This is a genomic window from Pseudomonas sp. HN2, from assembly GCF_020736465.1.
Classification (GTDB): Bacteria; Pseudomonadota; Gammaproteobacteria; order Pseudomonadales; family Pseudomonadaceae; genus Aquipseudomonas; species Aquipseudomonas moraviensis_A.
The window spans coordinates 44,505-57,439 of record NZ_CP085885.1 but is presented as its reverse complement, the minus strand read 5'-3'; the positions used below and the strand labels follow the sequence as shown (position 1 = coordinate 57,439).

Below are 12,935 nucleotides of genomic sequence, written 5' to 3'. Positions count from 1 at the left end.
GCAGATCAGCACTGCCCCAACCGAACAAGCGTGAGGAACACAGGATGACTCGCCCAACTGCCGCCCAAGTACGTATCTCGCCTCTGCAGATCCAGCAAGGTCTGTTCGGCGTACTGGCGTTGTTGATCACCCTGATCGTCTGCCAGCAATACATGAGCTGGGAAAACAGCCGCAAACCCGAGCCACTCATTTCGATGCAGCACAGCACTCAAAAGCACTTCAGTGCCGTGAGCAGCAGCCAAGCCGAAAACGCTTCGATGCACATGATCGATGTAGACCAGGCGCAACCGCTGGACCAACTGCCACGGGAAGAGCGCTGGGTTTTCTAAGTCGTTGAACAGATTCGGACGCCTGAGCGTCGGAAACCGCAAACACCCCTAAATAGAGAAGTAAGGAGAATCACCATGTTGAGCTGGGCAATTACATTCTTGATCATTGCCATCATCGCCGCCGTACTGGGCTTCGGTGGTATCGCGGGCACCGCCACGGGTATCGCCAAGATTCTCTTTGTCGTGTTCCTGGTGATGTTCATCGCTTCCTTCTTCTTTGGCCGTCGCGGCCGAGGTTAACGATGATCGGTCTCAAGACATTGGCCGCCGCCCTGCTTCTGGGCGGCAGTGCCATGGCCATGGCGGCCAATGACGGCCAGGCCCGGGTCAACGAACTGCTCGCTTCCGACGAGCAGTATCGCGAAACCTGGGAAGGTGTGATCAAAAAGGAAGAGCGCGTACCGGAGTGGGTGATCAACCTGTCCGGAACCTCCGAGCAACAGATGAATGCCGTTACGGAAGATGGCGACAAGTATCTGGTCGGGCCGCTCTGCGAGAGTCAGGACAAATGCCTGAATCACCGTTTGATCGTTGCCTTCAGCTTCGACAAGGATGACGCCTACGCCATGCTGGTCGATGTCCCGGAAGGTCTGCCGCAGGACAAGTCGCCAACGCGACACGCGACATATCGCTTTTTCGGCAAACCTGATCAGGGCATGCAGGATCTGCTGATGGAAACCCTGAAGAAAGATCCCAAGTGGTACTGATGCAGGACGCACAGGATTCTTGAACACGAAAGCAGCGCCCCGCTGCTTTCCATTGCGCCACCCGATGAGGGCCGGTGCATGACCAGGGGGCCGGGACGTTCTGACTGCTTCAGGGTCGGAGTGACCTACGGGTACAGGGAGTACCTGCGCAAGGGCCGGGTCAGGGTAAAAGCTGCGCCGCAGGTTCGTCGACCCGATGGTCTGACGAATCTGCGCTGGGCTTTGAATCAGCCAAATCATTGATCCAGCACGCTAATCCCCTTCTTCGAATCGCCGACACTGCGCGGGAAAACATTTCGCGGTGTTTCCTGACGACCGTATATCGACAAAGATCGCGCTCGATTCGTGTGACTTATAGGCTTTCAATTCAGACTTTTTCCGGAGATTTCCGCCGATTCTCGCTGTGCAAAATTTAACCAGCCTACGCTGTAATGGCCGGTTCACGGCACTTATGCCGGCTGAAATGTCACAATCGAACCGCTTGGGACGCCAGTTTCAATTGAAAAAGCTCATGCCGATTCGGCATAGGGTAGGCGTTTACGGCATTAGACGGCGCCACCTTGCATCGGAATAGTTGCGCCTTTTTTCGCCTGCCGAAGAGCCGTAAATACGCACTTCGGGGCACCTTATACGGAGGCAGATGCACAGACTTTTCCGCTGATGAGCGTTCCAGTTCCTGCATGTGCCTGAGTCAAACGCAAGTAAGGGTAAAGATAATGAAGAAGGCAAAAATCAGCCTCGCCTGGCAGATCCTGATAGGTCTGGTTCTGGGGATTGCACTGGGTGCGTTGCTCAACCACTTCAGCGCCGAGAAGGCCTGGTGGATCAGCAACGTCCTGCAACCGGCAGGCGATATCTTTATCCGTCTGATCAAGATGATCGTCATCCCGATCGTCATTTCTTCTCTGATCGTCGGCATCGCCGGCGTGGGCGACGCCAAGAAGCTCGGGCGTATCGGCCTGAAGACCATCATCTATTTCGAAATCGTCACCACCATCGCCATCGTGGTCGGCCTGGTGCTGGCCAACGTGTTCCACCCGGGCACCGGCATCGACATGAGCACCCTGGGCACGGTCGATATCTCGAAGTACCAGGCGACCGCCGCCGAAGTGCAGCATGAACATGCGTTCATCGAGACCATCCTCAACCTGATCCCGTCGAACATCTTCGCAGCCATGGCCCGCGGCGAAATGCTGCCGATCATCTTCTTCTCCGTCCTGTTCGGTCTCGGCCTGTCGAGCCTGCAGTCGGACCTGCGCGAGCCGCTGGTGAAGATGTTCCAGGGCGTCTCGGAAAGCATGTTCAAAGTCACCCACATGATCATGAACTACGCCCCTATCGGCGTGTTCGCCCTGATCGCGGTGACTGTCGCCAACTTCGGCTTCGCCTCGCTGCTGCCGCTGGCGAAACTGGTGATCCTTGTTTACGTCGCCATCGCCTTCTTCGCCTTCGTCGTGCTGGGCCTGATCGCCAAGCTGTTTGGCTTCTCGGTGCTCAAGCTGATGCGCATCTTCAAGGATGAGCTGGTGCTGGCCTACTCCACCGCTTCCTCGGAAACCGTGCTGCCACGGGTGATCGAGAAAATGGAAGCCTACGGCGCTCCGAAAGCCATCTGCAGCTTCGTGGTGCCGACCGGTTACTCGTTCAACCTCGACGGCTCGACCCTGTACCAGTCGATCGCGGCGATCTTCATTGCCCAGCTGTACGGCATCGACCTGTCGATCAGCCAGCAACTGCTGCTGGTGCTGACCCTGATGGTCACCTCCAAAGGCATCGCCGGCGTACCGGGCGTGTCCTTCGTGGTGCTGCTGGCGACGCTGGGCAGCGTCGGCATTCCGCTGGAAGGCCTGGCGTTCATCGCCGGTGTCGACCGCATCATGGACATGGCGCGTACCGCACTGAACGTGATCGGTAATGCCTTGGCGGTGCTGGTTATCGCGCGCTGGGAAGGCATGTACGACGACGCCAAGGGCGAGCGCTACTGGAACTCCCTGCCGCACTGGCGCAGCAAGGAAAAACTGCCAACTGGCGAAATTTCCAAGCCGTAATGCAAAACCCTGTAGGAGCTGCCGAAGGCTGCGATCTTTTGATCTTGCTTTGAAAACAAAGTCCAAAGATCGCAGCCTCCGGCAGCTCCTACAGGGGATCAATGCCAGCCCATAGACAGGCGCTTGCCAATCGAGACAAACCCCGGAGAAATCCGGGGTTTGTCGTTTCTGGCGACCCCGCTATCATTCGCCGCATTCTTCGGGGGATTTGACTGATGCTTAATGGCCTGTGGCTTGGCTTCTTCATCGTGGCAGCCGTGTCGGCGCTGGCGCAGTGGCTGATCGGCGGCAATGCCGGGATCTTCGCGGCGATGGTGGAGAGCATTTTCGCCATGGCCAAGCTCTCGGTCGAAGTCATGGTGCTGCTGTTCGGCACCCTGACCCTATGGCTGGGCTTTCTGCGCATAGCCGAGAAAGCCGGGATCGTCGAATGGCTGGCCAAGGTGCTCGGCCCGCTATTCCTGCGGCTGATGCCGGAAGTCCCCGCCGGCCACCCTGCCCTTGGCTTGATCACGCTGAACTTCGCTGCCAATGGCCTCGGCCTGGACAATGCCGCCACGCCTATCGGCCTCAAAGCCATGAAAGCGCTGCAGGAGCTCAACCCCAGCGCCACCATCGCCAGTAACGCGCAGATCCTGTTCCTGGTGCTCAATGCCTCGTCGCTGACCCTGCTGCCCGTGACCATCTTCATGTACCGCGCCCAACAAGGCGCGCCGGATCCGACGCTGGTGTTCCTGCCGATTCTGCTGGCGACCAGTTGCTCGACCATCGTCGGTTTTCTCTCCGTGGCCTTCATGCAACGGCTACGGATCTGGGACCCGGTGGTGCTGGCCTATCTGGTGCCCGGCGCCCTGATCCTCGGCGGCTTCATGGCGCTGCTCGGCACGCTTTCTGCCACTGCGCTGGCGGGATTGTCGTCGATCCTCGGCAATCTCACGCTGTTCGGCTTGATCATGCTGTTTCTGCTGATCGGTGCAATGCGCAAGGTCAAGGTTTACGAAGCGTTTGTCGAAGGCGCGAAAGAAGGCTTCGATGTGGCGAAAAATCTTCTGCCGTATCTGGTCGCGATGCTATGTGCGGTTGGCGTGTTGCGCGCCTCTGGAGCGCTGGATTTTGGCCTGGACGGCATTCGCCATCTGGTCGAGTGGGCCGGTTGGGACACGCGCTTCGTCGACGCATTGCCGACGGCGATGGTCAAACCGTTTTCCGGCAGCGCCGCGCGGGCAATGCTCATCGAAACCATGAAGACCTCAGGCGTCGACAGCTTCCCGGCACTGGTCGCCGCAACGATTCAGGGCAGTACCGAGACCACGTTCTATGTACTGGCGGTGTACTTCGGCGCGGTGGGGATTCAGCGGGCGAGGCATGCAGTGGGCTGCGCGTTGCTGGCGGAGTTTGCTGGTGTGGTCGGCGCCATCGGCGTCTGCTACTGGTTCTTCGGCTGATCACATATCCACTGTAGGAGTGAGCCTGCTCGCGATAGCGGTTTTTCAGTCGCCATCATCGGTGATTGAAAAACCGCTATCGCGAGCAGGCTCACTCCTACAGGGGTTGTGGTGTGTCAGCGGGGTTGTGGGGCCAGTTTCTGGCCTTGTTCGACTGCCCAGGCCACAACCCTGGCCGTAAGGCGATCACTGGCCTGGCCAAACCCGGCAACCACCGCCGGCACCTGCACATCATTCAACGTCTGGCGCTCTTCAAAACGGCGGCTGGCGAGAATGCGCTGATCGTAGCCACGCACCAGCAACGCATCGACCCGCACCACGACGCCGGCCTGGGTGCCCTGATATTCGGTCTGAAAAGCCTGCAAACTGCCGCCCAGCTCCAGGTCCGCCTGGAAGTTGCTGTCGTCGGTGCTCAGCAGCGTCACCCGACCATCCCGCGCAAAGCCATCCAGCAAGCGATTGCGCAGCAGCACCGGCGCCGGATCGCTCCAGCGCGAGCCCTTGTAGCTGCTGATCACATCGCCCTGCGGGATCACAGCAATGCTCGGCCGGTTCAGCGCTTCGCTGGCCTGCAATTTATTCAAGCGCAGCGACCACGACTGAGCCGTCGTCGGGCTGGCCGAGGCGGGCGCCGGTGCGGCGGGCAGGCGATAGACATCCGAGGGTTCCGACTCGGGCAAAATCGAGCACGCGCCGATCAGGATCAGGCCGGCGCCGAGGAGGGCGATTCGAGTCAACTTCATGGGGTGAATTCCTTGTTCTTGTCGCTGCCCAGCAGATACCCGCTGGGATTGGCCTCGAGGCGTTGGGAAATGGCACGCAGCGAGGTCAGCGTCTCGCGCAGTTCGCGAATCGCCGGGGCCAGGCCGTTGAGACCCTGCATGCCGTTATCCAGCGAATTCTGGTTTTTGCTGAGCAAACCATTGATGGTCACGCTGCTTTGCTCCAGTGATTTCATCGCCTGTTCGGCGCTGCCCAAGGCCTGCTTGCCCTGATCGTTGAGCAAGCCATTGGCGTTGCGCATCAGCAGCGAGGTCTGCTCGAGCATGCTGCCGGCCTGTTTGCCCACCGTCGCCAGTTGCTGCATCGCTTGTTTGATGTCACCGCGCTGGTCGTTGATGGTGCCGGTGGTTTGCTCCAGATGAGCGAGGGTCTTGCTCACGCGCTCGACGTTTTCCGCGGAGAACATATGGTTGGCGTTCTGTAGCAGAGCGCTGATGCCGGTCATCAAGTCGCTGCTGTCGTTGAGCAGACGCGAAATCGGCGAGGGCGAGGCGATCAGGGTCGGCAACTGACCGTCATGCCCGCGCAGTTTCGGACTCTGCGGGGTGCCGCCACTGAGCTGGATGATCGAGGTGCCGGTGATCCCGGTCAGTGCCAGTTTCGCCTGGGTGTCTTCCTTGACCGGCGTGTCGCCCGCCAGACGAATCCGCGCCAGGACCCGACGCGGGTCCTGCGGGTCGAGGCGCAGGCTGACCACATCACCGACCTTGATCCCGCTGTACTGCACCGAGCTGCCCTTGGACAGACCGCTGACCGCCTCGTTGAACACCACTTCGTAATCCTTGAACTCGGTGTCGACGCTGGATTTGGCCAGAAACAGGCCGAAGAGCAGGGCGCCGGCCACGACGATCACCGTGAACAGGCCGATCAACACATGATGGGCTCGGGTTTCCATATCAGACCTCGTTGAGCAGTTTGGCGGCGTCCAGCGCCGAGCGGCCGCGCGGGCCGTGGAAGTATTCGTGAATCCACGCGTCGTCGGTTTCCGAGACGACGTCGATCGGGCCGGCCACCAGCACTTTCTTTTGCGCCAGCACCGCCACTCGATCAGTGATGGTGTACAGCGTGTCGAGGTCGTGGGTGACCAGAAACACGCTCAGACCCAGCGCATCGCGCAGGGTCAGAATCAGTTGATCGAATTGCGCCGCGCCAATCGGATCGAGGCCGGCGGTGGGTTCGTCGAGAAACAGGATGTCCGGGTCCAGCGCCAGGGCCCGCGCCAGCGCCGCGCGCTTGATCATGCCGCCGGACAGCGACGCCGGGTACTTGTCCGCCGCCGACAGCGGCAGCCCGGCCAGCGCCAGTTTCACCGCCGCCAGATGCTCGGCGTCCTGACGGCTGAGGCCGGCGTGTTCGATAAGGGGCAGGGCGACGTTCTCGGTCACGGTCAGCGACGAGAACAGCGCGCCTTTCTGGAACAACACACCGAAGCGCCGTTCGATCAGCGAGCGTTCATGCTCGGGCAGATTCGGCAGGTTCTGGCCGAAGACTTTGACCATGCCTTCCCTGGGCCGATTCAGCCCGACGATGCTGCGCAGCAGCACCGATTTACCGGTGCCGGAGCCGCCAACCACGGCGAGGATTTCGCCTTTGTACACGTCCAGATCAAGGTTCTCGTGCACGCTCTGCGGGCCAAAGCGATTGCACAGGCCACGGACTTCGATCACCGCCTCCGAGGGCGCGCGGGGTAGACGACTCACCAGCCCATCTCCATGAAAAACAGCGCAGCCACCGCATCGAGCACGATCACCACGAAAATCGACTGGACCACGCTGGAGGTGGTGTGCGCGCCGACCGATTCAGCGCTGCCGCTGACCTTGAAGCCTTCCAGGCAACCAATCGCGGCGATCAGGAAGGCGAAGATCGGCGCCTTCACCAACCCGACCAGAAAATGCTGAATGCCAATGTCCGATTGCAGTAGCGAAAGGAACATTGCCGGCGAAATGTCCAGCGACACTGCGCAGACCACGCCGCCACCGACGATCCCCGAGAGCATCGCCAGAAACGTCAGCATCGGCAGCGCCACCAGCAGCGCCAGCACCCGCGGCACCACCAGCAATTCGATCGGGTCGAGGCCAAGGGTGCGAATCGCGTCGATCTCCTCGTTGGCCTTCATCGAGCCGATCTGCGCGGTGAACGCACTGGCGGTGCGCCCGGCCATCAGGATCGCCGTGAGCAGCACGCCGAATTCGCGCAGGAACGAGAAGCCGACCAGATCCACGGTAAAAATCGTCGCGCCGAAACTGGCCAGTACTGTGGCACCGAGAAACGCCACCACCGCGCCAACCAGGAACGTCAGCAAAGCCACGATCGGCGCCGCGTCGAGGCCGGTCTGCTCGATGTGCGCGATCATCGGCGTGATGCGCCAGCGCTTGGGCCGTAGCAGCCCACGGGCGATAACTTCGAGAATCAGCCCGACGAAGCCGAGCAGCTGCATCGTGTCGTTCCAGACCTTATCTACTGCGCGGCCAATGCGCGTCAGCAATTGCACGCTGACGCTGACTTCCGGCTCCTTGATCGGCACGCAGAAATCGTTCAGCGAGCAATACACGGTTTGCAGCAACGCGCGGTCGGCCGTGGAAAGGGTGCAATCGGGGTGTTCAGCGGTCTTGCCCAGGCGTTCCGACCCGAGCAGTTCGACCAGCAACGAGGCGCCAGCGGTGTCGAGGGCACCGAGGCCGTTGAGGTCGATCGGGGTATTGGCGTCGTACTGGCCGTGGAGCTTTTCGCTCAGGTGCTTGAGCGCCGTGTAGTGGGCAAGCGTCCAGTCACCGCTGACCCGCAGGCGGGCAGGGCTGAGCGCGGTGTCCAGGTGGGCACTGCCGGGGGTTGGGCTGCTGGTCATAAGCTCCGTGCTTGTACGGCCGTTACGAGATCCTACGTAATAGCACGAACCGGATTACTTTTCTTTGGCCGGTGTGCTGTCAGTGATCGCGAAGCGCAGCACACCGATCAACTGCCCGTCCTCGGTCAGCACCCGCACCTGCCACTTGCCCGCCGGGTTGCCGGGGAAGTTCTGCTTGTGCGTCCACGCCCGGTAACCCTCCTTGCGCCCGCCATGGATATCGAGGGCGATGCGGTCGACCTCTTTGCCGTTGAAGGTCCAGACGTGATAAATGCGCTCGTCGAGACCGCGCGGCGCGTTGATCGCGGTGTAGGCGTAGAGCCCGCCGCTGCGGATCTGCTCGGCGCTTACGGTATCGAGGCTGGCGCCGGGGGTGCGATCCTGCAGTTGCGTGCTGATCGCCACGTCGGTCATCCACAGCGTCGCCGGTGGCACCCACGAACGCAGCGCCCAACCGACGCCGCCGATGCCAAAGGTGATGAATAGAATCGCCAGGGCGTTGCGCACGGTGCGGATCGGGAAGATCGACGCCAGGCTCGGGAACGACAGCAGCACGGCAATCCCCAGCGCCCATTTGAAACTCTGCGCGGTGGTCAGGTGCATGATCACCGGCAACGCGGTGAGCAGGGCGGCGAACAGGGTCAGGGTATGCAGCGCGAGAAACGCCCAGCGCCGTGGCGCCAACCATTTGTAGTACAGCGGATCGACGATGGAGATCAGTGCGGCAATGCCGAGCAGCCCCGTGAAAATCAACTGGCCGCTGTTCCAGGTGGTGGTGATGAAGAAGAACGGCAGAACGAAAAACAGGCTTTCCTGATGGATCATCTGCGTCGCGTAGCGCAGCAGCGGTTGGGGGATCTCGCGCTTGAAGATCCGCGTGAACAGCCCGGTGAGGGTGTTTTCCAGCATTAGCCAGATCCAGCTGAGCAGCATGATCACCGTGATCCAGCTCGCCAGCCCCTGTTGGCGATCAACGAGGATGAAACTGCCGACCCCGGAAATGAAACCACCCGCCGCAATAACCCCGGGGTAGCGCTTGATCAGCTCGAGAATGCGCTGGACCAGGAGGGTTAGTTTCGACATGTGGGCGCTTCACTGCAGGCTAAGGAAATACCCCGACAGAGTAGCGTCCGCCGGGCGTTGTGGCGAGGTTCACGGTTAGCAACCCCCACGAGAACCTGTGGCGAGGGTGCTTGCTCCCGCTCGACTGCGCAGCAGGCGCAGGATTTGCGGACACGGTGTCTCTGGAATGTTGAGTCGCCTGCATCGGGGCTGCTTCGCACCCCAGCGGGAGCAAGCTCCCTCGCCACAGTGATCAGGTGTTTCCCGCTGGTTTTCGGTGGCGATGCAGGCGCCAGCCGATCACGATCAGCAGCAAGACCCCGACACCACCCGCGACCAGCCACAACACCTGATCATCACTGATCAAGGGCTTCTCGATCCTGATGTACCCCGGCTGTAACAACAGTTCGCGCATGGCCTTGTTCGCCGCGTCCAGCGTAACCCCTTGCAGCTCACGCGCCGGGTTGGCGAAGCGGCCGTCCTGATAATCACTCAGGGCGCTCCAGTAATAGTCCGCCAGTGCGCTGTTGCCCTGCACGGCCCAGGCCTGATGGGCGATGGCGGCTTGTTTGATGCGGGCGAAGGTGTCTGCATCGAGGCCGTTTTTCAGCAAGTCGGCCTTGAGGTCTTCCAGCACTTGAATGGCTTCGTCGACGTCATCGCGATCAAGGTCAGCGTTGAGGCTCATGAAGCCGACCCCGCCGAACACTTCGCGCTCGGCCCATGGCCCGTACGACAAACCGTGGTTGAGGCGAATCTGCCGATACAGCGCCCAGTCGAGGTAATCCTTGAGGATGTCGAACGTCTGGTCGTACTGATCGTCGAGCACCGGTTCCGGCACCAGCCAGTGCAGCTTGGCGCTGTCGCCGATGAAGCCCCGGGTGAGGGTGCGTTCATGGGCGGCGCTGGTGCGGATGTCCGGCAACGCCCGGTGTTCGGTGGGCTCGACCGGCTCCAGCTCGCCCCACGTGCGCTCAAGATAGGCCGGCAGCAGTTTGTCGAGTTCGCCGACGACGATCAGGGTCATGTTGTTCGGTGCGTACCAGGCCTTGCGCACCTTCTCCAATTGCTCTTGGGTCAGATGGCCGACTTCGGCGCGCTGCGGGCATTTCAGACCCAACTCGACAGCCAACTGATTGCTCGCGGTGTGGCCGAGGTCCTGACGGTCGAGGAAACGCTGCAGTTTGGTGTAATGCCCGCCGTCCTCTCGCTCGACCACCCGCTTGGCGGCGTTGATCGCGTTGTCGTCGATGCGTGTCTGGGTCAGCAGCGCGAGCAGCAGGTCGAGCACCTTGCGCTGGTTTTTCGCCGGGGCTTCGATGACGAACGTGGTGTCGGCATTGCTGGTGAACGCGTTCCAGTCACCACCCAACGCTTGCATGCGTTCTTCCAGTCCGCCTTCACCGGTAGCATCGATACCGCTGAACAGCAGGTGTTCGAGCAAATGCGGCAGCTCCTTTTCGTCGCAGTCGAAGTCATCGAGACCGACGCCGACCACCAGCCGGATCGCCACATGGCCACGTTCGGTGCCGGGTTTGAGCATCAGTTGCAAACCGTTGGGCAGCGCATAGCCTTCGACCTGAAACCGATCCAGGGCGAAGGCGGGCAGGGAACCGAGCAACAGACAGGCGAACAACAGGCAACGCATAACAGGCTTCCATACGGCTGATTTGGAGATCCGTGTCGTGGTCAGCCACCAGCGCGGGCTGACCCGACTCTACATTTGGAATGCAATCCCTGTAGGAGTGAGCCTGCTCGCGATAGCGGTCTCAAGGCTGAACCACTGTAACTGACTGACCCCAGCCCCAGACGTTCAAGGCGAATGCGTAATGTCCGCCATGTCATCCACCGCCAGCGCGCCAGTGTCCGCCGTTTCCAGCACTACATAGGCGCTGCTGCAGAACAGCGAATTGAGCCGCTTCATGTCGGCGATCAACTCCAGATGCAGCGAACTGGTCTCCAGACTCTGGACGATCTTGCGTTGCAAACGGCTGACATGCGCGTGGGCCAGACGCCGTTCCTGCGCACGAAACCGGCGTTTCTCCCGCAACAACTGCCGCGCGCTTTCGCGGTCGCCACTGAGGAACACCGACAGGCCCAGGCGCAGGTTGGCGATCAGTTGCTGTTGCAGCCCGGCGAGGTCTTCCAGGCCTTCTTCGGAAAACGAACGGCGCTGCGAGGTCTTCTGCTGCTGGATCTTGCGCAGCATGCGCTCGATCAGGTCGGCGGCGAGCTTCAGGTTGATCGCCAGTTCGATGATCTCGGCCCAGCGCCGACTGTCCTGCTCGCCGAGATCCTCGCGAGGCATCTGCGCCAGATACAGTTTGATCGCGCTGTACAGCGCCTCGACGTCGTCGGTCAGGCGGCGCATTTCCTGAGTGACGGCGGTCTGCTTGCCGCGCAGCACATCGAGGGAAGCGTCGAGCATGTTGTCGAGCAGATCGCCCATGCGCAGGGTTTCCCGTGCGGCATTGGCCAGCGCCAGACTCGGCGTGACCAGCGCGGTCGGGTCGAGATGACGCGGTTTGGCGGTGCCGTTGACTTCCGGGCGCTCCGGCAGCAGCCACGCACAAAGCCGCGCCATCGGCCCGACGCTCGGCAGCAGGATCAGGCAGCGCGCGGTGTTGTAGAGCAGGTGGAAGCCGATGACCATTTCCTGCGGGCTGAAATCGAGGCTGTCGATCCAGTGCACCAGCGGATCGAGCACCGGAATGATCAGCAGCAGGCCGATCAGTTTGTACAACAGACTGCCCAGCGCAACTTGGCGGCCGGCGGCGTTCTGCATGCTGGTGCTCATGAACGCGAGGATGCCGCTGCCGATGTTCGCGCCGATCACCAGACCGATCGCCACCGGCAGGCTGATCACCGCCGCGCCGGCCAAGGTGGCGGTGAGCAGCACGGCGGCGAGGCTGGAGTAGGAAATCATCGCGAACAACGCGCCGACCAGGGCGTCGAGGAGGATGTCGCCGGTCAGCGAGGCAAAAATCACCTTCACCCCTTGTGCGTGAGTAATCGGCGCTGCGGCTTCGACGATCAATTGCAGGGCGAGAATGATCAGCCCCAGCCCGATCGACACCCGCCCCATCTGCCCGAGCCGCGTCTGTTTGCGCGACAGAAAGAAAATCACCCCGAGGAAAATCAGCAGCGGCGACAGCCACGACAAGTCAAACGTCAGCACCCGCGCCATCAACGCGGTACCGACGTCGGCGCCAAGCATGGTCGCCAGCGCCGGGGTCAGCGCCATCAGGCCCTGGCCGACAAACGAGGTGACCAGCATCGCCGTGGCGTTGCTGCTCTGCACCATCGCGGTGACGAGAATACCGGCGATGAACGCCAGCCATTTCCTCGACATGTTCTGGCCGATCACATGTCGCAGATTGGTGCCGTAAACCCGCAGGATGCCGGTTCGGACGATGTGCGTGCCCCAGATCAACAGAGCGACGGCGGATAGCAGATTGAGCAGGGTGAGCATGCAGACCCCCTGTAGTAGCAGCGCCCCAGAGGGGCAAGTGGACGGCACCGCGCGGTTTCTACGTTTTTGATACTTAAGCTGTAGTTGGCTAACGGTCTCGGCGCCAGCATTGCACAGCTAAAGCGTGGATTGAAACAAAAGTGTCATGAAAACAGGTTCACTCACATCGCTGAAACCGACACAGATACCTGTAGGAGTGAGCCTGCTCGCGATAGGGTCATCAGCTTCAACATCATCGTTGTCT

12 protein-coding genes are annotated in these 12,935 nt (G+C 61.1%); 5 read left to right on the top strand and 7 right to left on the bottom strand.

Annotated features, from left to right (window positions below):
* The first annotated feature begins 44 nt into the window (after nt 1–44).
* From LIS66_RS00275 to LIS66_RS00255, 5 genes are all read left to right on the top strand, one after another.
* The gene (locus LIS66_RS00275; RefSeq protein ID WP_039757148.1) at nt 45–329 is read left to right on the top strand and encodes a hypothetical protein; all 285 of its coding nucleotides are present in this window, start codon (nt 45–47) and stop codon (nt 327–329) included.
* Nucleotides 330–404: 75 nt separating this feature from the next.
* Entirely contained in the window at nt 405–569 is a 165-nt protein-coding gene (locus tag LIS66_RS00270) for a DUF1328 domain-containing protein (protein ID WP_003177151.1), read from the top strand.
* Between the two features lie 2 nt (nt 570–571).
* Nucleotides 572–1,036, top strand: a complete 465-nt coding sequence (locus LIS66_RS00265; protein WP_042608286.1) for an inhibitor of vertebrate lysozyme family protein — start codon at nt 572–574, stop codon at nt 1,034–1,036.
* 716 nt (nt 1,037–1,752) lie between these two features.
* Nucleotides 1,753–3,084: a glutamate/aspartate:proton symporter GltP gene (gene gltP, locus LIS66_RS00260; RefSeq protein WP_227973379.1), complete on the top strand. Its 1,332-nt coding sequence runs from the start codon at nt 1,753–1,755 to the stop codon at nt 3,082–3,084.
* 215 nt (nt 3,085–3,299) lie between these two features.
* Nucleotides 3,300–4,529: a nucleoside recognition domain-containing protein gene (locus LIS66_RS00255; RefSeq protein ID WP_042608285.1), complete on the top strand. Its 1,230-nt coding sequence runs from the start codon at nt 3,300–3,302 to the stop codon at nt 4,527–4,529.
* A gap of 116 nt (nt 4,530–4,645) precedes the next feature.
* On the opposite strand, the gene LIS66_RS00250 is transcribed toward LIS66_RS00255, so the two are convergent.
* The 7 genes from LIS66_RS00250 to LIS66_RS00220 form a co-directional block, all read right to left on the bottom strand.
* The gene (locus LIS66_RS00250) at nt 4,646–5,272 is read right to left on the bottom strand and encodes an ABC-type transport auxiliary lipoprotein family protein (protein WP_065616448.1); all 627 of its coding nucleotides are present in this window, start codon (nt 5,270–5,272) and stop codon (nt 4,646–4,648) included.
* Nucleotides 5,269–6,207 carry an MlaD family protein gene (locus LIS66_RS00245; RefSeq protein WP_042608283.1) on the bottom strand — a complete coding sequence of 313 codons (939 nt, stop codon included), beginning with the start codon at nt 6,205–6,207 and terminating at the stop codon, nt 5,269–5,271. The genes LIS66_RS00250 and LIS66_RS00245 overlap by 4 nt, the downstream gene beginning before the upstream one ends.
* A gap of 1 nt (nt 6,208) precedes the next feature.
* Complete coding sequence (locus LIS66_RS00240) at nt 6,209–7,012, bottom strand: ABC transporter ATP-binding protein (RefSeq protein WP_227973378.1); 804 nt, start codon at nt 7,010–7,012, stop codon at nt 6,209–6,211.
* Nucleotides 7,009–8,157 carry an ABC transporter permease gene (locus tag LIS66_RS00235; RefSeq protein ID WP_042608281.1) on the bottom strand — a complete coding sequence of 383 codons (1,149 nt, stop codon included), beginning with the start codon at nt 8,155–8,157 and terminating at the stop codon, nt 7,009–7,011. Before LIS66_RS00235 ends, LIS66_RS00240 begins: the two co-directional genes overlap by 4 nt.
* Before the next feature lie 54 nt (nt 8,158–8,211).
* The gene (locus LIS66_RS00230) at nt 8,212–9,240 is read right to left on the bottom strand and encodes a DUF5924 family protein (protein WP_042608280.1); all 1,029 of its coding nucleotides are present in this window, start codon (nt 9,238–9,240) and stop codon (nt 8,212–8,214) included.
* A gap of 232 nt (nt 9,241–9,472) precedes the next feature.
* Nucleotides 9,473–10,867 carry a M16 family metallopeptidase gene (locus tag LIS66_RS00225; RefSeq protein ID WP_227973377.1) on the bottom strand — a complete coding sequence of 465 codons (1,395 nt, stop codon included), beginning with the start codon at nt 10,865–10,867 and terminating at the stop codon, nt 9,473–9,475.
* A gap of 165 nt (nt 10,868–11,032) precedes the next feature.
* Complete coding sequence (locus LIS66_RS00220; protein WP_042608278.1) at nt 11,033–12,691, bottom strand: Na/Pi cotransporter family protein; 1,659 nt, start codon at nt 12,689–12,691, stop codon at nt 11,033–11,035.
* Nucleotides 12,692–12,935: the final 244 nt, after the last annotated feature.